The 25828-nt window shown below is 42.0% G+C and carries 22 protein-coding genes; all 22 read left to right on the forward strand.

All coding sequences use genetic code 11. The features are described from left to right. Nucleotides 1-146 precede the first annotated feature (146 nt). Nucleotides 147-365 carry a hypothetical protein gene (locus tag Q8M62_RS01930; protein ID WP_304901379.1) on the forward strand — a complete coding sequence of 73 codons (219 nt, stop codon included), beginning with the start codon at nucleotides 147-149 and terminating at the stop codon, nucleotides 363-365. 590 nt (nucleotides 366-955) lie between these two features. After that, nucleotides 956-2509 (forward strand): class I SAM-dependent DNA methyltransferase, encoded by a 1554-nt coding sequence (locus Q8M62_RS01935; RefSeq protein WP_304901378.1) that lies wholly within the window; start codon nucleotides 956-958, stop codon nucleotides 2507-2509. Further along, nucleotides 2502-3374: a virulence RhuM family protein gene (locus tag Q8M62_RS01940; protein ID WP_304901377.1), complete on the forward strand. Its 873-nt coding sequence runs from the start codon at nucleotides 2502-2504 to the stop codon at nucleotides 3372-3374. The genes Q8M62_RS01935 and Q8M62_RS01940 overlap by 8 nt, the downstream gene beginning before the upstream one ends. Then, nucleotides 3367-3915: a hypothetical protein gene (locus tag Q8M62_RS01945; protein ID WP_304901376.1), complete on the forward strand. Its 549-nt coding sequence runs from the start codon at nucleotides 3367-3369 to the stop codon at nucleotides 3913-3915. Before Q8M62_RS01940 ends, Q8M62_RS01945 begins: the two co-directional genes overlap by 8 nt. Beyond that, nucleotides 3908-5122 carry a restriction endonuclease subunit S gene (locus tag Q8M62_RS01950; protein WP_304901375.1) on the forward strand — a complete coding sequence of 405 codons (1215 nt, stop codon included), beginning with the start codon at nucleotides 3908-3910 and terminating at the stop codon, nucleotides 5120-5122. The genes Q8M62_RS01945 and Q8M62_RS01950 overlap by 8 nt, the downstream gene beginning before the upstream one ends. A 14-nt stretch (nucleotides 5123-5136) precedes the next feature. Then, the gene (locus Q8M62_RS01955; protein ID WP_304901374.1) at nucleotides 5137-6363 is read left to right on the forward strand and encodes a DUF6361 family protein; all 1227 of its coding nucleotides are present in this window, start codon (nucleotides 5137-5139) and stop codon (nucleotides 6361-6363) included. Further along, nucleotides 6356-8176 carry a phospholipase D family protein gene (locus Q8M62_RS01960; protein ID WP_304901373.1) on the forward strand — a complete coding sequence of 607 codons (1821 nt, stop codon included), beginning with the start codon at nucleotides 6356-6358 and terminating at the stop codon, nucleotides 8174-8176. The genes Q8M62_RS01955 and Q8M62_RS01960 overlap by 8 nt, the downstream gene beginning before the upstream one ends. Then, nucleotides 8173-11562 carry a helicase-related protein gene (locus Q8M62_RS01965; protein WP_304901372.1) on the forward strand — a complete coding sequence of 1130 codons (3390 nt, stop codon included), beginning with the start codon at nucleotides 8173-8175 and terminating at the stop codon, nucleotides 11560-11562. Before Q8M62_RS01960 ends, Q8M62_RS01965 begins: the two co-directional genes overlap by 4 nt. After that, nucleotides 11555-11704, forward strand: coding sequence for a hypothetical protein (locus Q8M62_RS01970; RefSeq protein WP_304901371.1), 150 nt, complete (start codon nucleotides 11555-11557; stop codon nucleotides 11702-11704). Before Q8M62_RS01965 ends, Q8M62_RS01970 begins: the two co-directional genes overlap by 8 nt. Nucleotides 11705-11835: 131 nt before the next feature. Further along, nucleotides 11836-12777, forward strand: a complete 942-nt coding sequence (locus Q8M62_RS01975) for a hypothetical protein (RefSeq protein ID WP_304901370.1) — start codon at nucleotides 11836-11838, stop codon at nucleotides 12775-12777. Then, nucleotides 12774-13232, forward strand: coding sequence for a type II toxin-antitoxin system VapC family toxin (locus tag Q8M62_RS01980; RefSeq protein ID WP_304901369.1), 459 nt, complete (start codon nucleotides 12774-12776; stop codon nucleotides 13230-13232). Before Q8M62_RS01975 ends, Q8M62_RS01980 begins: the two co-directional genes overlap by 4 nt. A 10-nt stretch (nucleotides 13233-13242) precedes the next feature. Further along, nucleotides 13243-16500: a type I restriction endonuclease subunit R gene (locus Q8M62_RS01985; RefSeq protein WP_304901368.1), complete on the forward strand. Its 3258-nt coding sequence runs from the start codon at nucleotides 13243-13245 to the stop codon at nucleotides 16498-16500. Between the two features lie 423 nt (nucleotides 16501-16923). Then, entirely contained in the window at nucleotides 16924-17265 is a 342-nt protein-coding gene (locus Q8M62_RS01990) for a type II toxin-antitoxin system RelE/ParE family toxin (protein WP_304901367.1), read from the forward strand. Between the two features lie 4 nt (nucleotides 17266-17269). Continuing rightward, complete coding sequence (locus Q8M62_RS01995; protein WP_304901366.1) at nucleotides 17270-17596, forward strand: helix-turn-helix domain-containing protein; 327 nt, start codon at nucleotides 17270-17272, stop codon at nucleotides 17594-17596. Between the two features lie 206 nt (nucleotides 17597-17802). After that, nucleotides 17803-18216 (forward strand): hypothetical protein, encoded by a 414-nt coding sequence (locus Q8M62_RS02000; RefSeq protein WP_304901365.1) that lies wholly within the window; start codon nucleotides 17803-17805, stop codon nucleotides 18214-18216. A 146-nt stretch (nucleotides 18217-18362) separates the two neighbouring features. After that, nucleotides 18363-19802 carry an L-lactate permease gene (locus Q8M62_RS02005; RefSeq protein ID WP_305668003.1) on the forward strand — a complete coding sequence of 480 codons (1440 nt, stop codon included), beginning with the start codon at nucleotides 18363-18365 and terminating at the stop codon, nucleotides 19800-19802. 68 nt (nucleotides 19803-19870) lie between these two features. Beyond that, entirely contained in the window at nucleotides 19871-21583 is a 1713-nt protein-coding gene (locus tag Q8M62_RS02010; RefSeq protein ID WP_304901363.1) for a Na/Pi cotransporter family protein, read from the forward strand. A 115-nt stretch (nucleotides 21584-21698) separates the two neighbouring features. Then, entirely contained in the window at nucleotides 21699-22295 is a 597-nt protein-coding gene (locus Q8M62_RS02015) for a sigma-70 family RNA polymerase sigma factor (protein ID WP_304901362.1), read from the forward strand. Between the two features lie 59 nt (nucleotides 22296-22354). Beyond that, nucleotides 22355-22864: an ArsI/CadI family heavy metal resistance metalloenzyme gene (locus tag Q8M62_RS02020; RefSeq protein ID WP_304901361.1), complete on the forward strand. Its 510-nt coding sequence runs from the start codon at nucleotides 22355-22357 to the stop codon at nucleotides 22862-22864. A gap of 263 nt (nucleotides 22865-23127) precedes the next feature. Then, nucleotides 23128-23808 (forward strand): hypothetical protein, encoded by a 681-nt coding sequence (locus tag Q8M62_RS02025; protein WP_304901360.1) that lies wholly within the window; start codon nucleotides 23128-23130, stop codon nucleotides 23806-23808. 122 nt (nucleotides 23809-23930) lie between these two features. After that, nucleotides 23931-24866, forward strand: coding sequence for a class I SAM-dependent methyltransferase (locus Q8M62_RS02030; RefSeq protein WP_304901359.1), 936 nt, complete (start codon nucleotides 23931-23933; stop codon nucleotides 24864-24866). Between the two features lie 270 nt (nucleotides 24867-25136). Beyond that, on the forward strand, nucleotides 25137-25766 hold the full coding sequence (locus Q8M62_RS02035; RefSeq protein ID WP_304901358.1) for a spheroidene monooxygenase: 630 nt from the start codon (nucleotides 25137-25139) through the stop codon (nucleotides 25764-25766). Nucleotides 25767-25828: the final 62 nt, after the last annotated feature.

Raw genomic sequence — 25828 nt, forward strand, 5'->3', positions numbered from 1 at the left:
AAAGAAAGGTCTGATTATCCGCAGCTTAGGCTTGATCAGTTTTCCTTCGGGTATCGAACTTAAGTGCTTATGCTGCAAACTTTTAGCTAAACAAGCTGTTAACCTTGCCCGGAGCCGGAATTCCGGAAAATTGTTTCTTCGTTCACATGCTTGATTACATTCTTTCTCAGCCGCTGTACATCCCCTTTATCATCTTCAATATATACCTCATCTATAAGGTGATAAGGTATGTCTTGGAAAATGATCAGGACAATAATGAGGATGATGAAAACGGAGGCGAGTTAAAAAATGACAACCCCGTATTGGATTTGCCTCCGGGGGTCACGCTTCCTGTATCGGACAAGGAATCCATTCTCAAGGACTAAGAGGGGATTTCCCACACAGACGTGGGGAATCAGTTCAAACCCATTCCTTCAGTACGGGATTTTTTAAACCCAAAGCCTTGCTTGGCAGAAAGCGAATTTTACTTTTTAAATAGTGTCGCATTGCTGTGTGCTTCGCTTGATCTCGAACTGAAAATCAGGGGAGCTGGATCGGGATAAAAATTTCGTGGGGAGAAATTTGGAAACTTTGCTTAAAAATTATAACATTAGTACAAATTACTCGGCGATTTTCGATCAGGGGTAATCAAGGCGGTAACCCTATTTTTTCGATTCGAAACAAGAGCAAACCGGAACCTGAACTGATTGAGCAGCCGAAGCAAAGGGTATTTATTTCCAAAATGTGATAATCAAGAGCTCCAAGACTGTATAATCCTTCAGCTCCTCAAAATCTGTTTTAGAATTGTTTTTTTGTAGCAGAGTCCGAATATCGCTAAAGAATCAGACCGAAGGAAAAAGAAAGCCCCATTATTTGCCAATGCACCAAATGACAGTAGTGGGAATTAAAAACTTAAATTAGAATACCTGTCTGACGACAGTCAGACTTTAAATGAATTAATACTTAAGAGAATATAATGGCCAAACAAACCAAAGCCACCAACGAAGAACCTTTAGAAAAACAACTCTGGAAAACAGCGGACAAGCTCCGCAAAAATATAGATGCTGCAGAGTACAAACACATCGTCTTGGGCTTGATTTTTCTCAAATATATTTCTGATGCTTTTGAAGAACTCTTTGCCAAGCTGAAAGCAGAGGAAGAAAACGGGGCCGATCCCGAAGACAAAGACGAATACAAAGCAGAAAATGTATTTTTTGTTCCTCAGGATGCCCGGTGGAATTACCTCCAATCCAAAGCCAAACAACCTGAAATCGGGAAGTTTGTGGACGAGGCCATGGATGCCATTGAAAAAGAAAACGCTTCCCTGAAAGGCGTATTGCCCAAAGTATTTGCCCGACAAAATCTCGACCCGACCAGTTTGGGAGAATTGATTGACTTGGTAGGAAATATTGCTTTAGGAGATGCCAAAGCCCGAAGCGCCGATGTCTTGGGACATGTGTTTGAGTATTTTCTGGGAGAGTTTGCCCTTGCTGAAGGCAAGAAAGGCGGACAGTTTTATACCCCAAGAAGTGTAGTGGAATTATTGGTGGAAATGCTGGAGCCTTACAAAGGACGTGTCTTTGACCCTTGCTGTGGTTCAGGTGGGATGTTTGTCCAAAGTCTGAAATTTGTGGACAGCCATGCAGGACGGGTAAATGACCTATCCATCTATGGACAGGAAAGCAACCAAACCACTTGGCGTCTAGCAAAAATGAACCTCGCCATCCGTGGTATCGACAGTTCTCAGGTCAAATGGAACAATGAAGGTTCCTTCCTGAATGATGCCCACAAAGACCTCAAAGCCGATTATATAATTGCCAATCCGCCCTTCAATGTCAGCGATTGGGGCGGTGACCTGATGCGTACTGATGGCAGGTGGCAATATGGTGTGCCGCCAACCGGCAATGCCAATTTTGCCTGGATGCAGCATTTTATCTACCACCTTGCGCCCACAGGTCAGGCAGGGGTGGTCTTGGCCAAAGGTGCCCTGACTTCCAAAACCTCCGGGGAAGGTGAAATCAGAAAATCATTGGTAGAAAATGGGCTTATCGATTGTATTGTCAATCTCCCTGCAAAGCTTTTTCTGAATACCCAGATTCCAGCTTCCCTATGGTTTATGAGCCGTGATAGGTCCAACCATCAGTTTCGCGATAGAAGAGGTGAAATCCTCTTTATCGATGCCCGAAACCTCGGGGTACTGATTAACCGCCGGACAAAGGAACTCAGGCCAGAGGATATACAGCAGATCGCGGATACATACCATCGGTGGAGGGCCAAGATGGGTATTGCTGCCCCGTATGAAGACATTCCCGGATTCTGTGCAGCAGCTTCTATCGAGAAGGTTAAGTCTCTGGATTATGTCCTGACGCCCGGACGATATGTTGGACTTCCCGATGATGAGGATGATTTTGATTTTAAGGAGCGGTTCGAGGCTTTAAAAGCTGAACTTGAAACCCAACTCAATGAAGAAGCCCAACTAAATAGGATAATTGCTGAAAACCTCTCAAAAATTTGGTTACCAAATGAGTAGTATTAACGAAATAGTATTGTATCAACCCGATGAGCTCAGCACGCGTATTGAAGTACGAATTGAGGATGAAACCATTTGGTTGACACAACAACAGATTGTTGAGCTATTTGACAGCAGCAAAGCCAATATCAGTGAGCACATCAAACATATTTTTGAATCCGGTGAATTAAAAGAAGGGGCAACTGTTCGGAATTTCCGAACGGTTCGAAAGGAAGGTAATCGGGAAGTTAGCAGAGACCTATTGCACTTTAGTTTGGATGTGATTATTTCTGTGGGCTATAGAGTCAATTCCATAAGGGGTACGCAATTCCGTATTTGGGCAAATCAAGTGCTAAAATCTTATTTATTAAAGGGGTATGCCGTAAATACGCGCATGGACAAATTGGAAGAAAGTGTACACGCTGTAATGGGGCGAATGGAACAGATAGAATTGCAGATCAATTCAAATCTTCCCCCAAAGCAAGGTATTTTTTTTGAAGGACAGGTTTTTGATGCTTACACATTTGCTTCTTCTTTGATTCGAGAAGCCAAAAAATCAATTCTTCTGATTGATAACTATGTGGACGATTCTGTTCTCATGTTGCTTAGCAAGCGAAACAAGAATGTAACCGCCTCTATTTACACCAAAACTATCAGCAAGCAGTTTCAGCTTGACCTAACCAAACACAACAGCCAATATCCTCCAATACAAGTGGTAGAATTTAGCCAAGCCCATGACCGATTTTTGATTATTGACCAAAAGGAACTCTATCATATTGGCGCATCTCTCAAGGACCTAGGCAAAAAGTGGTTTGCATTCTCAAGAATGGATTCTTTTGTCAAGGATGTATTGCTAAAATTAAATAAAGGAGGTAATAATGGGTAACCAGAAAAATTATTCCTGCATCGAGTTCAGTGGCTTGGCACTGCATCCCACCTTTTCCATCTACCTTTTTGAAATAGAAAAAGGGAAAGAAAAATTCTTCTATGTCGGCATGACAGGAGACGGCCATTATCCTTCTGCAAGGTCTATTCTCCACCGCTTGGCGGGGCATATAGACCTTGGGAAAAAGAGCACCCAAAGCCAGTTTATGAAAGGATTAAAGGATAAAGTCTTCAAAGGAAAGAAGAATCTGACAGCGGAAGATTGGGAGACCCTTCATATCAAACTGCACCAATGGCCGATTCCCGGATTTGAGCCTTGGGAAGGGGACTTAAAAAATCTTAAAAAAGAATCAGCTCCTTACCAAAAGTATAAAGCCACCCAAACAGAAGTGTTGAATTTAGAAAAAAGACTCATTGAAGCATTGAAAGAAAAATACCCGGAAAAAATCCTTAACGAGAAGAGAGGCAAGGCTAATCTGAAATCGGAAAATAAGTATCCGTCTATTTATAATGACATTAAAGATATTGTAGGATATGAGTGATTGGAGAGAAATTGAACTACAAGAATTAGCAGAGGTACAGACAGGTCCTTTTGGGAGTCAGCTTAAAAATGAGCAATATATTACCGGTGGAACTCCTGTAATAACTGTAGAACATCTTAAGGATTTTAAAATTATTGATTTTGATTACCCCTCTGTAACAGAAGAAGATAAAAATAGACTATCAAAATATTTGCTTAAAGCTGGTGATATAGTTTTTACTCGTGTTGGATCTGTTGATTTAAGTGCATATATAAAACAACATCAAGAAGGGTGGATGTTTTCTTCTAGAATGTTGAGAGTTCGCCCAAATTTGGATATAATTAACGCAAGATTTCTGAGTTATTATTTTCAACAACAAAATTTCAGAGATTATATTCTAAACATTTCTGTAGGAGCAACAATGCCTTCAATAAACACAGGAATATTAAAGGGAATACCAATATCTTTTCCCGATTTGCCACAACAACAAGCCATCGCTTCTATCCTTAGCAGCTTGGACGACAAGATAGACCTGCTTCACCGCCAAAACGCTACCTTAGAAAAAATGGCCGAAACGCTGTTTAGGCAGTGGTTTGTGGAAGAGGCGAAGGAGGAGTGGGAGGAAGTAGATTTGGAATATGTTACAAAAAGAATCACTGACGGAGCACATAATAGTCCACCTACGACAGAAGATGGCTTTCCAATGGCATCTGTGAAAGATATGCATGATTGGGGAATTCATATTAATTCTTGTCGGAAAATTTGTAAAGATGCCTATGATGAATTGGTCCGAAATGATTGTCGACCATTAAAGCATGATATAATTATTGCAAAAGATGGAAGTTATCTAAAGCATGTTTTTGTAGCTCCTAATGATATGGATATGGTTGTACTTTCATCAATTGCAATTCTAAGACCTAATGGTAAATATAATCCGATGTTACTTGCTACGTATTTAAAAATGGAGTCAACCATCGAACGATTGAAGAATATAGTCACCGGAGCAGTTATTCCGAGAATAGTTCTAAAGGATTTTAGAAAATTTAAGATCCAGCTTCCTCCGATTGAAATTCAAATCGAAGCACTAAAATTTATTGAACCGATTTATCAAAAGTGTTGGCAAAATATTAATCAAATTCACACCCTTACCCAAATACGGGATACGTTGTTGCCGAAGTTGATGAGTGGGGAGGTGAGCGTGTCGAACTTTGGGGAGGTGGAAAGTTGAAATGAATTAAAACGATGGCAGAAATAGGATGGATAGACTTTAGCAGGAAAGACAGAAATCGGGTAAACAACATCCTCGATTTGCTTCGTCCTGAAGGGCAAGTGGATGAGCTTGGCATTGGCACCCTTAGGGATGGCTTGGCAGATCGTTTATTCCCCGGTATTTCTACCATCCAAACCCGTGCAAAGTACTTTTTTATTGTGCCATATATCCTTTGGGATTTTTTAAAAATGAATCCATCTGAAAGAAAAAAAAGAAAACCCACCGTATTTCTTGAAGAACAGGAATATGAAGTAATGTGGGACTTGGCAGATGAATATAAACGTCAAGAAGGACACGGAGTTATCGGCATCAGTAAGCGCAGGGAGTTTCGTGAAAAAATTGCCAGACGACCATCCGAAATCTATTGGAACGGACTAAATGTAATGAAATGCATAGACTCAAGAGGTCTGTCTGCCAATGCATTTCTAAACAGAGCCAACCGGGTAAATGCTGAAACTCTGGTACACGCTATTGCAGAAGAAGGTCACGGTGATGACCACGATGCCGGGTTTGAAAATTACTTTAACATCAAAGTGCCTTACCCTCCAAATTGGCGCGAAGGGCTTCGGCTTGAACTTACTGCCGAAGAAGCGGCTTTTTTAAAAGACAGCCTGATAGACCAGCAAAGCACCGTTTTAGCATTGGTTATGCAAGATGAGGATGTCTTTGAGCTTTTTTCAAGCGCAAACTCGTTTGTTGATTTTACCCGCCTTTGCCTTGAAAAACCAATGCCTGAAGAACTTAAAAAAGCTTTAATACACGCACACGATTTTGCTGTTCTAATGGAAGGTGCCCATATAGCGTATAACCAAGAACTGCAATCACAGTTTTTTCTTGAAGATCCTTTCGTGGAAGACTGGAATACCTGGTACGAAGCACTGGATCAAACAATGATTAATCTTAGCGGCTTTAAAACGGAAGAATTATTTCTTTACTCGACCACCACTCGCCCACAAACTAAGTATTTCGTTACTGAGTGGGTAAAACTGATGCAGGCAGAGGTATTTGATGAGGATAAAAAAAAGCAACTGATACGCGATCAGGAATATTATGCCAAAGGTAAAAAAGCACGCCTTCGTTTCAATCGCAAAGATGATGTACAAAGCGGCAAACGAATTGGTTTAACCAAGTTAGAGTATCGTTATCGCAATGCGAAAATTATAGTTCAGGACATTAAAAACGGATTGCAAAATGCTTGATGCCAAAAACAATAGGTTGTATTACGATGCTTTATTAAAAGCTCCTGTTGGTTATACTTTTAACCATGCTGTTACCACCACCTATAGTTTGGATTTAGAAGCGATTCTTCTTGTTCCTATTGCTCTTTTTTTTTCAGCAGATTTTGATTTCAATGCACAGCAAAACCGAGATGATTTAATTGAATCATTAACAAAAGCTTCGGACCATATTTCCATTTTTTGTCAACGTGGCAAAATCAAAGTGCCCACTCCATACAATAAGCTTATTGCCTTTTGGGAAAAGGGAATCCATCAGGTACAAATGCCTCAATACGACCAGTCTTTTCATCCCAAAATCTGGATCATCCGTTACCTTCCCGATGAGAAAAAAGCACCTGCTTTTTATCGTTTTTTGTGTACCAGTCGCAATCTAACCGCTTCACGCGATTGGGATTTGGCTGTAAGTGCTGAGGGATATGTAGAGTCGGAAAATAATGGAGAAAACTCAGGCATTACAGAAATGCTGAGTTGGTTGGATAAACAAAAGGGTAAAGTAATTCCTGTTGATTTTTTCAAGGAAATTCCCAAAGTAAAATTTGATGTTCCATCCCCATTCATTGATATAGATTTTCATCCGATTGGTATTTCTCCTAAGAGAGAAAACCCTATGATTAAAGAGCAAATTAAGCAAGACGAGCGGCTGGTAGTTTCGCCTTTTTTAAAAGAAGGTACGCTAAACAGTTTATTAGAAAAAAGCCATCATCTCTATCTCTTTAGTACCCATTATGAACTCTCACAAATTAGCAGTTCGTTTTTGCAGCGTATTGCACCTGTATTTCAATTCTCGCCATTTATAGAAGATGCTGAAAAGCTCGAGTCTATGAGCGAATCTGATGAGATACCTATGGGACAAAACCTGCATGCTAAGCTTTTTATTGACAGAAAAGGTAGAAATATTACCTGGTATTTAGGTTCTGCAAATGCTACTACGCCTGCCTCACGCGGAAATATTGAATTTATGGTACAGCTCAAAACAACAAATAGAGCGATGGGGCCTACGCCAATAAAAGAGCAATTTACAGAAAGCATGCAAAGTGGTATTTCCCTTTTTGAAAAATACGAAGGTGAAAGCACAGAAACAGATCAATCCGAAATAATTAGAGAACAGGAAATACGAAAGCTAATCCATTCACTTTCAGGAATTGAGTTTAAAGGAAAGGCAGAGCAAAACATAGAGAAACTATATGATTTAACCATTTTCATCCCACAATCAGATATAACCCTACCCCAAGGCATTGAGATAAAAATAAAGCCGCTACCTGAAAAGCACAGAGCATCCGTGAAATTCGATTCCAATTCATCCCAGGAGATAAAAGATTTTACAGGATATGAAGAAGTTGAATTGAGTCCTTATCTCATTATTGAAATTTGGGAAAAGAATAAACTTCAGCACCAATTTGTGTTGGATATGAAAATTGAATTAGACAGTAACCGCCTCAACCGAATCTTCACCTCTATTATTAACAGTAAATCAAGATTTCTCAATTATCTATTTTTCTTGATGTCCGAAGAGACACCTGATATGCCTGATGATGAACGAGAAGCATCAAGAAAAAAAGGGGGAAGTTATGGTGATGAAATAGCCTTTTTTGCGAATACACCAGTGTATGAAAAGCTGATGTATACCGCCAGCCGAAACAGCAAGAAACTAGGTTCAATCAATAAATTGGTAGAACGCTTAACAAATGAAGAAGACGAGCATGGAGAACAAATAATCACTAAAGAATTCTTAACCATGTGGGAGGTATTCCACAGTTTTTCAAAGCAAAAATGAAGCAGGCACAAGACTACATAAATGAAGCACTTTCTGGCTTAAAGGATTTTCAGCTGGAGACTGTTAATCATGTCATGCGTCAGTTTTTTGAGGTTGGAAAAAACAAGATTTTAATTGCTGACGAAGTAGGCTTAGGCAAAACAATTGTATCAAGAGGTGTGGTGGCTAAAATGTACGAAAAGCATGTATCAGCAAAGGGAATAAAGAAACCTTTTACAGTCATCTATATTTGTTCTAATCAAGCCATAGCAGGTCAGAATATAAGTAAACTCAACTTTTTGTATGGTGATGATGCAGTAGGTGTTGTAGATAATTCAACAGGTGATGATCGTCTCACCGCACTTGCCTACGAGCCACTAGAAATAAAAAGCACATTCAATATCCGTATAAAAGCTTTTACCCCGGCTACATCTTTTGATGACAACACTCGGGCAGGTCGTTCAGATGAAAGGGCATTGTTGTTTCGTTTATTATATGATCATCCTCAACTAAATGATAAAACCAACAGCCTAAAGTGGTTTCTTAAAGGCGATGGAAGAATGCGTGATGATAATTGGGAGAAAGTAATAGAGGATGCGTTACGAGTTGAGAAAGGGAAAGGTCAAAAGTTTTATCATATTGGTAGTTATCGTAAAATCAGAATTGGTATTAAGGATAAATTCTTTAAAAAACTGAATACGAAGTTACCATTCGAAATATATAAGTCAATATATGAATTTATCGAAAGAGATAAGGCAGATAGCACCATAAATGTACTTGTGGCACTCTGTTCTATCAGAATTCAAAAAAACAACTATAGAAATTGGACTCGGATTTTTCGACTGTTTCTAAGTCATCTCAGGCTTAAACTTTCCGAATGTTGCAAAGATTATTTGAAAGCGGATTTATTTATTTTAGATGAATTTCAGCGTTACAGTCAACTACTTAGTGTATCTGAAACGGACAGTCCCGGTGTTGAGTTAGCAAGACAAGTGTTAAATACCAAAGATTCCCGAGTCTTATTATTATCTGCGACTCCATTTAAACCTTATACCAACGATTTTGACGAATTAAATGGCGAGTCTCATTTTAAGGAATTTGATAAAGTATTAAAATTTTTGCTACAAGGTGAAGACACTGAATTTTGGTCTAGTCTTGAAAGAAATAGAAAGCAGTTTTTCAACTACGTCAGACATCCCGAAAAAATAAAAGCCTCTTATGAGGATCTATTGAAGACAAAGGAATTTATTGAAGATGCGTACTTTTCTGTAATTGCAAGAACAGAACGTATGTTGGTATCAAAAAATAAAGATGCTATGGTCAAACCTACCGTAAAGGTAATGGAAATTAAAAAAGAAGACGTTCAGGATTTTGTAGCATTTGATACGATTATTAATCACTTAAACGAGGCGCATAATTGCAGACTACCCATTCCTATTGAATACGCTAAATCAAGTCCATACCCATTATCTTTTTTAACCAACTACCAACATAAGAAGAAACTGGAACAATTCTATCCCGATGACAAAGCATTGCAACGCATTGTAAATAAAACCAGAGATTCGTGGATGGATATGGGCTTAATTAAAGATTACAAACCTCTTTTTAATAAAAGAAATAAGGCTATACCCAACCCTAAAATACGTTTATTGATTCAAGAAACTATAGGGGAATCTGGGTGGAAATACTTGTGGATACCACCTAGTATACCGTATTATGAATCTGTCGGCATTTTTAAAAACTCATCGGGTTTTACAAAATCACTTATTTTCTCATCTTGGAAGATGGTGCCAAGAATGATTGCATCAGTAGTTTCCTATGAAGCCGAAAGAGAATCAGTTGGAAATTATGTTTCAAAAATACCGGGGCGAAAGCCGAATTACTTTGAGAAAAAGAGGTATCCTTTCCCACTCCTTACTTTTAAAGCGGCTAAAGAAGATGAGTCATTGCTGAGTATGAATAATTTCTTGCTTAACTATCCGTCTGTTTATTTGAGCAGTCTTTACGACCCTCAAAAAAACATCAATGAAAACAAATCATTAACTGATATAAAAATAAAACTAAAGCAAGACATTAAAAACCGTCTTTTGGATCTTAATATTTTTGATTTGGGAACAGCGGAAGGTGATTGGCAAAAATGGTCTTGGTATAGCATAATACTTCTAGACGTAAATCATGGGGAAATTGAAAAGTTAAAATACTGGTTAAGAAATTCCCGTGAACTCGAGGATGTATCTTCAGATTCAGAAAATGTAACAGATTCAGAAAGCAAAACAGCTAAAGCGCTATATTTAGAAGAAATTAAAAGAATTGTTTTTGAAGACTATGTTCCAAATATTAGCAAAATAACAGAGAGTCAATTGAATGATCTTTCTGATTTTATAACTGAGTTATGTCTCGGCTCTCCAGCAATTTCAGCAAAGAGAAGTCTTGAAAAAGTATTTATAGATTCTGACTACAATGCACTTTCTGATAGTTATTTAATAGCAGCAGGCTTTATCTCATTATTTAATAAAGCTGAATCGATATCAATTATACAGTCATATACAGAAGGAAAGGATTACTACAGAAAGGTTTTGCAATATTGTATTGATGGGAATATACAATCTATGCTCGATGAGTATTTCTATTTACTAAAAGACAGCAATAGCATAAGCTCCCCGAAAGATTTGGCATCTGTAGTATCTGAAATATTGGCAATTCGGCCTAGTATGTTGGATATATCCACAATTAGTAATTTGAAAAATGTCAATAAAAGTAAAAGCAGATTACGCACTCATTATGCCCTTGATTTTGGAGAACAAAAACTATCCTCTGCAAAAGCAAATAGACAAATCAATATTAGAGAGGCATTTAACTCGCCTTTTAGACCATTTGTATTGGCTTCAACTTCTATTGGTCAAGAGGGCTTAGATTTTCATTTTTATTGCAAGAAAATAGTTCATTGGAATTTACCTGGCAATCCAATTGATTTTGAGCAAAGAGAAGGAAGAATACATAGATACAAGGGGCATGTTATCCGCCTCAATGTGGTGCACAAGTATTGTTCTGAACTAAAAAGCTTGAATATAAATGGGTTTTCCATGTGGGACAAATTATTTGAGATTGCTGCACATCATGAAAAAGGAACCTCTGATTTTGAATGTGATTTAGTGCCTTGTTGGCATATAGAACCTAAAGTTGATGAACCCAAACTTTCTATTGATAGAATTGTACCTTTATATCCATTTAGCAAGGACATTGATAAGTACTATTCAATGCTTAAAGTTTTGGCCTACTACCGCTTCACGTTTGGTCAACCAAGGCAAGAAGAACTCATTCAAATATTAGCTGATAGTAACAACTCCACAATTTTAAACAAATTGATGATTCAGTTGAGTCCAATTAAAAAGAAAAAACATGAATAAATTAATAGAAGATCATATAGAAAAACTTGCTATTGCAGAGCTCGACAAACTAGGTTATGCTTTTTTCTATGCGCCAGACATTGCCCCTGATGCGGATCGACCTGAGCGGGAGAGTTTTGGGCAGGTGCTGTTGGAAAGATAGATTGACGAATTGTTTTACATCGCGGGGAAAAAGTATGATGTTCAATTTTTAAGTTTAAATGGAGACAAAGGAAAAAGAATAGTTTATTTTTGAAAAAACCACGATCGGAAACTTTAAACACAAAACTCAAAATGAATTACGATATAAAAATATTGGGTGAAGACGAAGACAGTGGGCTAATTGAATTTGACCGTTTGGCTAAATTGACCCAATCCACAAAGGATATTGCCTGTAAAGCATTGATGCTTGACCTAAGAGGTTACAGCGATATCACTCCAGACAAGCATTTGAAAAAAGCCTTGAACATGTATTTGCAGGAAGTGTCAGGCAACGAACAGGAGGGAACAACTTTGACGATTGATTGCAAAGATTTTTCAGAAACCATTAGAGGTCTTCAGTTTGATTTGTTTAAACCAAAAGAATCAATTTTGAAATTAACTCCGATGGCCTTGGTGATCCGGTCATTCCAACATGCTTTAGAAGTCGACTCAATGGTGTCAGATCTTGATAAGCCCCTGCTACGGTCCCTGATGAACTTCAAACGGAATTTTATCAGTGGCAATGAAATCTTCTATTTGTCAAATAGAGGATCAATAGCAGAGGTTAAACTTACAAAAGATGATTTCCAAAAGATTGAAATATTGGAAGAAAGTATTCCTGAACCTCAAAATGTGATAGTCAATGGACAACTTGATGAAATAAAAATCTCAAAAGGAAGGTTGGGATTGATGACAGAGGAAGGCATGGTCAATCTGGTAGTGAAAGATAATGCCTCGATTCAAGAATTATTAAGATTTATGGGAAAGGAAATTACCATCAAAGGGAAATCCCATTTTAAACCGAATGGAGCACTAAGTTTTGTTGAAATTGTGGAGTTTGGAGAAGCAAATGAAAATGATAAATATTTTTCTACCATTCCCAATGCAGCTATTTCCAATCAACAGGTTTTATTTCATTTAAAAGAATCAAAGCGAGGCAATTCATTCGATGCTTTGAAAGATCTCTCAGGGTTGATGACAGAGGATATTGATGAAAATAAGTTTCAGGAGATGCTTAAAGATATCCATAGATGATAAATGTAGTCATAGACACCTGCGTCATCATCCACATAGTAAGAGATAGTCCAACAGGCAAAAATTGTTTAGTTCAGTTGGCATCAATTGATCCCAATCCAAATATTATTATTTCTGTTGTTACAAAAGCTGAACTAGAATCTTTTAGCAGGCAAAATAACTGGGGTGAAAACAAGTTGGCTAAGCTGAATACCTTTTTTCAAATAGCAACAGTAATTGATATAAAATCAGCAGATAATAAATTGATGGAAGGATATGCCTTTGTTGACAGCTATTCAAAAGGGAGGCTTCCCGACCCATCAGGTAATTTATTGTCAGGATCATCCAAGAAAATGGGCAAGAATGATTTATGGATTGCAGCTACAGCATTTGCCTTAGGTGTATCCCTTATGACAACTGATGGAGACTTTGATCATTTGAATGGAAAGTTGCTTAATGTTATAAAAGTGAAGTAGGAAAGAGCCAATGACCCGTATCACCGAAAATATCATTGAGGCCTTTGCCATTGACTTGCTGACCAAGCTTGGTTATGCTTATGTCTATGCGCCTGAGATAGCCCCGGATGCGGATCGACCGGAGCGGGATACTTTTGGGCAGGTGCTGTTGGTGGGCAGGTTGCAAGCTGTGGTCAGAAGAATCAATCCCGGCATTCCTGCTGATGCACAGGCCGAGGCCATCAAAGAAATACAACGCATCGCTTCCCCTGAGCTACTTGCCAATAATGAGGTATTTCACCGATTTCTGACCGAGGGCATTCCTGTTTCCAAGCGGGTAGACGGAGACGACAGGGGAGACAGAGTGTGGCTGATCGATTTCAAGAATGCCCACAACAATGACTTTGTCGTCGCCAATCAGTTTACCATCATCGAAAACGGCAACAACAAACGTCCCGATGTACTTCTTTTTGTGAATGGCATTCCCCTAGTAGTCATCGAACTCAAAAACGCAGCAGACGAGAAGACCACGCTCCATTCGGCTTTCAGACAGGTCGAAACCTACAAGGCCATCATCCCAAGCCTTTTTACTTATAATGGATTTGTGGTGGTATCTGATGGCTTGGAAGCCAAAGCCGGTTCGATCTCAGCAGGTTTGAGCCGTTTTATGAGTTGGAAAACCGCCGATGGCAAAGCAGAGGCATCACACCTTGTCAGTCAGTTGGAAACCCTCATTCAGGGCATGTTGAATAAGGAAACCCTGATTGACCTGATCAGGCATTTCATTGTTTTTGAAAAATCCAAGAGTTTGGATGCGGAGACAGGAATCACCACCATCACCACAGTAAAAAAGTTAGCGGCTTACCACCAATACTATGCGGTCAACAGGGCAGTTGAATCCACTTTGAGAGCAACAGGTTACGATGGTTTCGACTCCGCTCAACCACCTGTCACCCGCTACCTGAGCGAAGTCGAAAGGAGCATGGTTGCCGAACCTCCGGAAAGTTATGGATTTCAAGGAGTAAAAACCCAGCCTTCAGGTGACAGAAAAGGCGGGGTTGTCTGGCACACGCAGGGAAGCGGTAAGTCATTGTCCATGGTATTCTATACAGGTAAAATCGTATTGGCTTTGGACAATCCAACCATTTTGGTCATTACCGACCGCAATGATCTGGACGATCAATTGTTTGACACCTTTGCGGCATCCAAACAACTCCTTAGACAAGAACCTGTACAGGCAGACGATAGAAACCAGTTAAAGGACTTACTGAAAGTGGCTTCAGGTGGTGTGATATTTACCACCATCCAAAAATTCCAGCCCGAGGAAGGGAATGTTTATGAAACCCTTTCCGAGAGAAAGAACATCGTCGTAGTTGCCGATGAAGCACACCGTACACAATACGGCTTTAGGGCAAAAACCATTGATGCCAAAGATGGCCAAGGAAATGTAGTGGGAAAGAAGATTGTCTATGGCTTTGCCAAATATATGCGGGATGCTTTGCCCAATGCCACCTATTTGGGTTTTACTGGAACACCGATTGAAAATACAGATGTCAACACACCAGCCGTTTTCGGCAACTATGTGGACATTTACGATATAGCCCAAGCGGTCGAAGATGGTGCAACGGTTCGCATTTATTACGAAAGCCGTCTTGCAAAAGTCAATCTAAGCGAAGAAGGCAGACAATTGGTGGACGACTTGGATGATGAACTGGAACAGGAAGATCTCACCAATACCCAAAAGGCAAAAGCCAAATGGACCCAGTTGGAAGCATTGGTTGGCAGCGAAAACCGAGTTAAAAATATAGCCAAAGATATTGTTACCCACTTTAGCCAACGACAGGAAGTATTTGAAGGCAAGGGAATGATTGTTTCCATGAGTCGGCGGATTGCAGCGGATCTGTATGCAGCCATTATTGCCTTAAAACCCGAATGGCATTCAGACGATTTGAACAAGGGGGTGATTAAAGTGGTCATGACTTCGGCATCTGCCGACGGTCCGAAAATCTCAAAACACCATACCACCAAAGATCAAAGAAGGACCTTGGCCGAACGAATGAAAAATCCCGATGATGAATTGCAATTGGTCATTGTTCGGGATATGTGGTTGACGGGTTTTGATGCACCAAGCATGCACACCCTTTACATTGACAAGCCCATGAAGGGGCATAATTTGATGCAGGCCATTGCCCGGGTCAACCGGGTTTACAAAGACAAGCCGGGAGGTTTGATTGTGGATTATTTGGGTATTGCTGCTGATTTGAAAAAGGCTTTGGCATTTTATTCAGATGCAGGAGGTAAAGGCGACCCAACCATTTTGCAGGAACAAGCTGTTCAATTGATGTTGGAGAAATTGGAAGTTGTTTCTCAAATGTATCATGACTTTGAATACGAAACCTATTTTGAAGCCGACACCTCAAAAAAACTATCCATGATTCTGGCCGCAGAAGAACATATCCTAGGTTTAGAGGATGGAAAGAAGCGATACATCAACGAAGTAACAGCATTATCAAAATCCTTTGCCATTGCCATTCCACACGACCAAGCAATGGATGCAAAAGACGAAGTTTCGTTTTTTCAAGCTGTGAAAGCAAGGTTGGCAAAGTTTGACGGAACAGGTTCAGGTAAGACAGACGAAGAAATTGAAACCACCATCCGCCAAGTCATTGACAAGGCTTTGGTTTCAGAAAAGGTGATTGACGTGTTTGATGCAGCGGGTATAAAAAGACCTGACATATCCATTCTTTCAGAAGAGTTCTTGATGGAACTGAAAGGAATGGAACATAAGAATATTGCCTTGGAAGTGTTAAAAAAACTCCTGAATGACGAAATAAAATCAAGGGCCAAAAAGAATCTGGTGAAAAGCAGGTCATTTTTAGAAATGCTTGAAAACTCCATAAAGAAATACCATAATAAAATTTTGACCGCTGCTGAAGTAATCGAAGAATTGATCAACCTCAGCAAGGACATTGTAGAAATGGACAATGAGGCCAAGCATATGGGTTTGACGGATTTTGAATATGCTTTTTACACAGCAGTTGCCAATAACGACAGCGCAAAAGAGTTGATGCAGCAAGAAAAATTAAGAGAACTTGCCGTTGTGCTGACAGAAACCATCAGACAAAACGCATCCATTGACTGGACGATCAAGGAAAGTGTCAAGGCAAAGCTGAAAGTGGCAGTCAAGCGGATTTTGAGAAAATTCGGTTATCCCCCCGATATGCAGATGCTCGCCACCGATACGGTCTTGAAGCAGGCTGAAATGATTGCGAATGAGTTGACGTCATAGAAAGCTAACACACAGATAGAAGCGCATTTGCAATTCGCACGACCTGTCCCGCCTTTGCGGGAAGCCAACACATAGACCCAAAATTGCAAGAGAATATATTTGCCCCGACGCACACCGAAAACGATCGAAAAACAAAGGAACGAAAATGAACAGCTAAGTGATGACAGCACCTACCCAAAAGTGGAGGTTCAGTGCCCGCCCGTACCGAACGGGTACGTTCGGGCGGGGTTAAATCAAGCTTTGTTCTTCGTATCAAGTTCAGTGATAGCAGATAGTTTTCGTCTCCGAAATCGCCAACTTCTTGTGGCTCCAAAACGTTGTGCGTCAGCTTAAAAAATCAACACTTAACAAATTCATGAAAAACTTTGTTTCTATTTATGGAAACAATTGCTATTTTTATGACGTTTAATAAGACAGTATTGAATGAGATTTTTCGAGACAAAATTTTTAGAAGAAGCGGACGAGTTCATTTCACAGCTTGACCCTAAGACAATAAAGAAAATCCTTTACAATATTGACCTTGCTGAACAGACCAATGACCCAAAGCTTTTTAAGAAACTTCAAAATGACATTTGGGAGTTTCGGACAAAGTTTGCAGGACTTCAAATCCGACTTCTTGCATTTTGGGACAAGACAGATAACAAAGAGACTTTGGTAATCGCGACCCACGGTTTCGTAAAGAAAGTTGACAAAGTTCCGGCAAACGAGATTGACCGAGCAGTAAGACTCAGAGACAAATATTTTAACAACAAACAAAAAAAGTAATCATATGGCAACTAAAGAAATAAAGACTTACTCACTTGCCGAGATGAAAGACAAGTATATCGGCAAAGTTGGGACACAAGAGCGAGACGAATACGAATACGAACTTCGAATGGACGTTTTGGGAAAAATGATTAAAGCCGCAAGACAAGAAAGAAATTTGACTCAAGAAGAACTTGGACGACTTGTTGGAGTTCAGAAAGCTCAAATCTCTAAACTTGAAAGTAGTGCTAACAGTGCGACAATTGACACCATTATCAAAGTGTTTAGAGCATTAAAAGCAGAAATCAATTTTAACGTAAAACTTGAAGACAACTTTGTCAAACTCGCTTGACAGAAATGAAAGCCGAATACAACACACTTTTGGCGTCATGCGGGGTGCAGTGGTTAAATTCAAGTTCAGTTTTTCAATTGGAGTTTTGTGGTAGGTTGACAGTTTTGTGCTCCGAAATCCCGTACGAACGCCAAGCGTGGAAACTGTTATCATCATTTACAAGCCAGTACAAACTAGTTCATAAGAAATAACAAAACCATAAAAACATGCTTGGGACCCTAAAAAATGCAAAGATTACCAAAGGATTTGTTCTGGCTGGATTATTCAATATGACAGTATTGGTTTTTTCAAGATTCTTTACCAATCCTGTTATTCCTGAATCTGATCCGGTGGTGATGTCAAATTTCGGATTGGTAATGATTGTGGTTTGGGGACTGGCCTATATTTCCGTCGCAAAAAATTATCATGCTGTAAAATGGCTGGTGGCCGTCTTTGCAGTTGAGAAATTAATCTATGGTATCGTCTGGACTAAATGGATCCTTAAGCACGAGCTCTCGGCAGTCTATGCCAAAGACACCATGGCCGGAATTTTCTATACCATCTATGGCCTCAATGACTGGGTATTTTTTATCTTCTTCTCCTATGTGTTTTTACGACTGTTGCTGGATAAGAATTCATAAGAGCTGCGCAGAATGGCACGAACTCAAACCCGGCCGTACCCTGAGAAGGTAAGCGTAATTTGTGCCTGCACCCCATCACCAACCGGAATCTACGCCCCTCCTAGTGATAATCTAGCCCAAAGGATGCAACTTGGTCCTGCGGAAAATTGATTGCATTGCTTTTGGAAAACTGGACTGTCCTTATCTCATTTCTTATTCTGCTCCTTGGGGTATTTGCTTTGAGAAAACTCTGGCTCGGGGCCTTACTCGCCCTGCTTTTTGTCCTTGTTTCCAAGGCTATTGTCCTGCAAGATCTTGCCTTTGCCCTGCTCCCCTTCGGTTCGGGTTTTGTCATCTCCATCGAATTGGCCCTGCTGCTCTTTGGAGCTTACCTCTTCTACCATACCCTATACCACAGCGGGCATTTCACAAAATTTATCGAAGTCAACGCCTCCTTCTCTTCCAAGCTTTTTGTCATTCTTATCCTCTGCCTATTTATGGGGAGTTTTATGGAAGGGATAGCCGGATTTGGAATCCCTGCCATGCTGATCGCTCCTCTCCTGCTGAGCTTGGGATTTAAGCCGCTGACGAGTATCGTCTTGCCTTTGGCCGCCAACACGACGGCCGTGACTTTTGGGGCTTTGGGAACGCCCTTTAAGGTCGGTTTGGGAATCTATGAATCTGATTCCACGGTGCTCCATACCCTGATCTTAAACAGCCTGCCGGCATTGGTGCTGCCCTTTCTCTTGGCCTACATCTTCAGCCAAACCGAACAGACTGAAACCAATTGGAAAAAGGACTGGAAAATGCTTGCCGGGGCGGGTTTTTCCTTCACCCTTCCCTACTTCCTCACCGGCTTGGTAAGTGTGGAGTATCCTGCGGTACTTGCCGGATTTGTGGGCTTGGTGCTCTTTGTATCGCTCTTTGTCGCCAAAAGCGAACGGCCAAGCGCGGCTTTTTGGCTGGACACCTTTTATCCATACCTGATTTTGGTTCTGCTCTTGATTTTGGCCAAGTATTTCCTCTCTGATTATAGCTGGAAAATCAAGGACAGCATCCGTCCCCTGTCCCTGTATCAGCCCGGGCTGATATTTATCCTTAGCAGCTTGGTGTATCTTATCCTCATCCAAAAAAACAGGCTCTGGGCCCAACTTTTCAGTCAGGGCAAAGATACCCTCCTGAAAACCGGGAAGTCCATGGCCACGATCTTCTTGCTGGTTTGCTTTGCGCAGCTGATTCAGGGAGACCTGCTGCAGCTCATCAATGCCCATTACATGGGATTGCGGGAGACCACTAAGCTCCTGCTCAATCCACTGATCGGAGTCACGGGTAGCTTTGTCAGCGGAAGCGCGACGATGAGCAATCTGCTCCTTGGCAATGCGATACAAGCGGATGTGACGCTTGGGAGAAATCTGCCCCTGCTCCTGGCCTTGCTGGCTACGGGGAGTGCCATCGGCAATGCGATATCCCTGCAGAATATCATCATGGTGAAGTCGGTGGTGAATCAGCCTCTGATCGGATATGCCAAGCTGATGAAATACAATCTACTGGTTGTGGGCTTTTATGTGGTGTTGGTGATCGTCTTGGCCCTGCTGATCCGGGGCTGAAGCCGCTGAGATGTGAATTCTGGGTAGTGATCGATTGAAAAAAATTATAAATTCCGCTTCTGGAAATTATGGATACAGTTGATTTTGAAATATGGATGTTCATCGCCGGATTAGGAATTTTCCTATTCGGCATGTTTCACCTCGAGACCGGGCTGAAGGGCCTGGCGGGCAATTCATTCAAGAAATTGCTGCAACGCTTCACCGACAAACGCTGGAAAGGGATTCTGACGGGCTCTTTTGTGACGGCCATTCTGCAAAGCAGTTCCCTAGTTACACTGCTGGTGCTGGCCTTTTTAGGCGCGGGCATGATCAGCCTGCAGAATTCACTTGGGGTGGTCTTTGGGGCAAATTTGGGCACCACCGTGACCGCCTGGATCGTAGCCACCGTGGGATTCAAACTGGACATCGCAGATCTTTCATACCCCTTTTTGGCCATAGGTTCCTTAAGCTACCTGCTGCTTGACAGTCGCCCGGTATTAAAAAACTGGGGAAGTTTTCTGATCGGATTCGGCTTGCTTTTCCTCGGGCTTGATTTTATGAAAACCTCCATCGAGGATGTGGCCGGGCAAGTCGACCTGAGCCTGTATGCCAATGTGGGCTTGTGGATATTTCTATTGATCGGCCTGGTCACCACGGTATTGATCCAGTCGAGTTCGGCCATGATCGTGATCGTCCTGAGCGCGCTAAATGCCGAACTGATCAGCATCCACCAATCCGTGGCCATGATCATCGGTGCGAATATCGGGACAACCTCCACGCTGATCATTGCTTCCTTCAATGGCACCGCGGATAAAAAACGTCTGGCTGCCGCAAATGTGATCTTCAACCTCGTCGCCGGGGCGGTGAGCTTTTTGCTGCTGAGGCAAATGGTTTATTTCACCATTCAATACCTCGGCATCAGGGAACCCCTGCTGGAGTTGGTATTTCTGAATACCCTGATCAACCTGATCGGCATCGTTCTGTTTTTTCCCTTTATCCCCGCTTTTGCGCGATTTATGAACCGGCGGTTTGTTAAATCCGAGCCCTCCGGAACCTGTCGTTTCATCAAAAATGTGGATCCCGAGGTCTCCGATGTAGCACTGCAGGCATTGGACAATGAAATCTCGAGAGTCTACACCCTGGTTGAGGAATTTATCCTGGACTGCCTGCTCATCGACAAGAATGGAAACCATCGCTCTTCCGGGATAAAAAATATTTTCAGGGCAGAAAAAAACCTGCTGGAAACCTACGCCCAACTTAAGTCCATCGAAGATGAAATCACTGACTATTACACACAGATCCAGCGCTTTAAGCTGACCCAATCCGAAGCCGATCTTACTGCCAATTACCTGATCCGTGTGAGATCGATGATCATAGCCGCCAAAAACATCAAAGATGTCATTCCAAACATCAAAGAAATGTCGGATAGCGAGGACCCTGTGGCAGTTGAAATTCTGGGTAGACTGCAGGACTTTGCGGTAAAGAATCTGAATAAACTGAGCAGCCAAGCGCCGGAGGGAATGGGCAGGGAAGAAATCTCCAAGCTGCAGCGTGAGTACGAGGATTTCTACATTCTGACAGTTAATTATCTTTATAAAAATATTCCACCCAAGGCGCAGTTGAGCGTTTCGGTGTCCTCAATCACCAATGCGATCAGGAAGATCGTCTCCGCCCTGGAGGAATTAATAACCTCAGTCAATCATCCGGAGTCCACGAATAACAAGGGGACGGAGCCTGCCGCGACAGATGCGGGAACTTTGCCTGCCGAGAGCCCAGTGCGACCTTTGCAGGGCAAAGACTGATATTCTCCCCGAGGCAGTATCGGACCTGACAGCATTGGATACTCCGGGTTTAACTTTCAGGGAAGACAGGACGCAATGTGGCTAATCCTGTTTAATTTTATTGAACCACATCATTATGGAAAAGCAAGCCGAGATCAGCACAAACTGTGACGTTCCTGCGCTCTGGTTGGAGCATAAGGCGGAATTGAGAAACTTCATTCTCAAGCGGGTACATGACCCCGACTTGACCAATGATATTTTGCAGGAAGTGCTTTTGAAGGTGTACAGTTTCTGTATCTCAAAATCCGGGGTAAAAAATGTACGCAGCTGGCTTTTTCAAATCGCCCAAAACACCCTGATTGACAATTACCGCAAGCAGTCCAAACTTTCGTATCAGGAGAATTTGCCTGAGCTCATCGAAGAGGATGAAACGCTCGCTTTTAAAGAGGCCCTCGATTACATCCAGCCGCTGCTTGGTTTTTTGCCGGTTGAATATTCGGAACCCCTGAAACTGGCCGACATCGACAACCTAAAACAAGCCGATATTGCCGAGCGGCTTAACCTTTCGCTTTCCGCAACGAAGTCACGGATACAACGGGCGAGGCAGTTGCTCAAAGCGGAGTTTATTACCTGCTGTCATTTTGAAACCGATGGCAAGGGGAACATTATTTCATTCGACATCAAAGCCGAGTGTAAGCCCCTGCAAAAAATTAAAGCGGAGCTGCAAAAATAATTTGCGTCTTTTTTGACTCCTCCCCGTCTTGAGGTCGTAACCATTTAAATCCCAAAAAAATGAAACGATTTCATGTTCACGCAAGAGTGAAAAATCTGGAGGAGAGCATTCAATTTTACAATGCTTTGTTTGACACCAAGCCCACCGTGGTGAAGCCTGACTACGCCAAGTGGATGTTGGACGATCCCCGAATCAACTACGCCATCTCCACGGGGCACAGCGAAAATGGCATTGAGCATTTGGGGCTGCAGGTAGAAACCGAAGCGGAGCTAAACGAAGTGTTTGCCAATATGCAAAATGCGAAAGGAACTGTGCGGGAAGAGGGGGAATGCACTTGCTGCTATTCAAAATCCCAGAAAAGCTGGATCACCGATCCTCAGGGCATTGACTGGGAGGCCTTCTACACCCATGGCACTGCTACGGTGTATGGAGAAGGAATCAACGCAAGACCTTCCCCGGAGGTCATGGACCAATGGACTGACAACGACAGCAAAAATGCACAGCCCGAAAAGCCTGAATCTGCTTCACTGATCAAAAAATCCTGTGGCAGCGACAGCTGTACAGTTTAAGAAAATGAAGGTCGGGGATCGGGAGCTGCTTCGGCAAATCACCCCAGGCTACTGAGGGCTGCTGAAAAATTTTACTGGCTTGACCCTAAGGCTCCTACTCCGACTTCATTTTTCAGCGGAATAATTCCCGGCTTCGGAAGGCTGAATCCCGTTAAGCCTAGGGAAGCTCGAAACCATCGCCTACAACAGGGAGGAGCAGGCCTATCAAAAGGAGCATCCGCCGAAAAGCTTTGGGAGTAGGCAAATAAGCAAAACACAAACACATGAACTTTACGATCACAATCACCAACGTTTCAACAGTTGAAGAACTTCCCGGCTATTGGAAGGATCAGGATTACATCAACTTGTTGGAAGCCTTCAATTTTCCGGATGCCAACACGGTAAAGCCGGAAAACCTGAGGGAAATGCTCCATATGGCAATCACCGATTTTGAACCCAATGAAGCTGCGGAGATTGTATTGACCTACAAACTTTCCGAGCGCTTAAACGAAGGGCAAATCGCTCAAATTTCCAATGACATGCTGCTGGACAAGATCTCCGAAGAGTATCCTGAAATCGACCTGCATCATGATTTGTTCAGCATCAACCAATTGCTGTTCAAGGCTTTCAACGGGAAATTCCCGAATGCAAAAGCAACCCTGGCAGACTTCGCTATGGTTTCCAAGGATGGCTTTGCGGGGGAAATCACCAAGGAAATGGTTTTAAAATCCCTGAATAATGGGATCTCGGACAGGAATCTCATCAAAAGATTATTCACCGAGCAGATGACTACCGCCAAGAAATTTGAAGAGGCGGATGGGGTATTGTGGGAATTGAACAAGAAAGATGCGACAAACTTTAATCTGGTAACTTCAGAATACTGGTTGAAAAAGGAGGAGTTTGAGCAGTCTGAATTTGAAGGGCATTGCTTGCTGACGGAAGATGAGGAAAGCGAAAATTCCTAAGCAGGCTCCGTTTGAGTGTAGTTTGACGCTTGCCCATTTAGCTAGATCTGCTGACTTTAGTCTATTTTCATGGGTCAGTGGGAATGAATACCGAAGAATTCCCACTGCCCAAGAAAATACCTATGGATCGAACTGAAACAGTCTTTTGCCCGGTGTGTGACAGTGTCGATCATCAGCATTTCATCTCCACCAATGCCCTGATGCATGCGGCCAATGCGGAGTGCTATGTATTCCACAAGTGCTCAGCTTGCGAGTCGGTGTTTTTGACCAATGGCGTCAGGGAATATGAATTAGCCGCCTATTATACCCGGGATTACCTCCCCTACAAAGGGGCAGCGGCATGGGGCAGATACAATTCCTTTGTGGCAGGAAGTCAGCGGAAATTGGACCGCAAGCGCGTGCAGGTGGTGGCAGGAGTGACCCAGGACAAAAAAGGTTTTTTCAGCATCCTCGATGTGGGTTGTGGGCAGCCCAGCTTCTTGGAGTTGGTGCAGGCGAAATTAAATGCAGACTGCATCGGCATCGATTTCTCGGACAATGGGTGGAAGCATCAGGCCTATCCCAGTCTAACGCTCATCAAAACCTCACTTGCGGACTTCGTCCCAAGCCAGTCCTTTGATGTGATTACGCTTTGGCATTACCTCGAGCACGATTTTCACCTGCACGAGACCGTCGAAAAACTACATGCCTGCTTAAATCCCGGGGGTAAATTGATCATAGAGGTGCCGGATTATCAGAGTGTCAGTGCGCGGAGGCAAAAACAATTCTGGCAGGGATGGCATAGCCCGAGACACCTTACCCTATTTTCCGAAAAGGGCTTCCAAGCCCTGTTTGCAGCGGACAAATGGACCATAAGCAAGCATCTGAGGTATGGCACATTGGATGCCTTCACGCTGTATTGGCTGGGCAAAATGGAACAAAAACACATCAACTGGTTTGATTCCATGGAAAGGGAGTTTTGGCCTTTGGTGTTCTTCAAAGTACTCAGCTTTCCATTTTTTGCTTTTGAAAGGGTTTTTTCAATGGGTTTGCAGCTGATCGTCGTTCAAAAGAAGTAAAAACTTGTCATCTCCATTTGAGCGATGCTTAGCTGTTTTTGGAAACTGAATTTCGAAGGCTTCGGCTGTCAATTGCCTTCGGTACGTAAATTAACACCGCAGCCCTACCCTTTTCGGACAAGAAGTTCGATTCCGGATGAACAGAACCCTTAAACATTTTTTTTAGAATAATTATCCGATTAAAATGAATTAGTCACTATGAATCAAATCACCACATGTAGCTTTTTCAAGGTTGAGGGCTTTTCAAATAAATGGTGGGCCTTCAAACAAATGCAGCTTGGCCTCGACGCACTGAAAGAGATCAGCGGACTGACTTTTTCCAAATTATTGGGTTCGGGCGGGAAAAATGGATTTAGCGCCCTGCCAAATTTTGGGACCTATGTGCTCTTTTGTGTCTGGGAGTCTGAAAGGCATGCCTTGAATTTTTTCTCAGAAAATCCTTTTTTCAAAACCTATCAGAAAAAAAGCCAGGAGCAGTTTACCGCATTCCTGTATGCAGCAGAGTCCCATGGTACTTGGGACGGGATACAGCCATTTGTAAAAAGCGCCACATTGGACATGACCAAGCCTGTGGTCGTATTGACGCGGGCAAGAATTCATTTCGGGAAATTGTGGTCATTCTGGACCAAGGTGGGTAAAGTAAGCCGGAGTTCAGAAGGGTATGCGGGCTTGGCCTTATCGATTGGTGTGGGCGAATGGCCCCTAATTCAACAGGCGACCTTGAGCATCTGGCAAAGTCAATCCGAAATGCTTGATTTTGCCTACAAAAACCAGAAGCACAAGGAGGTTCTCCAGCTTACCCGGAAACTGAAGTGGTACAAGGAAGAAATGTTTGCGCGCTTTGTTCCCTACAAGTTTGAGGGAATTTGGGAGGGTAAAAATGTGGCGGATTTGGTTTGAAATAAAATTGCCTGAATTCTTCCAAAATTACTTTTAAGCCGGTTTCGCTACAGTATTGCCAT

The organism is Algoriphagus sp., assembly GCF_030694375.1.
Taxonomy (GTDB): Bacteria; Bacteroidota; Bacteroidia; order Cytophagales; family Cyclobacteriaceae; genus Algoriphagus.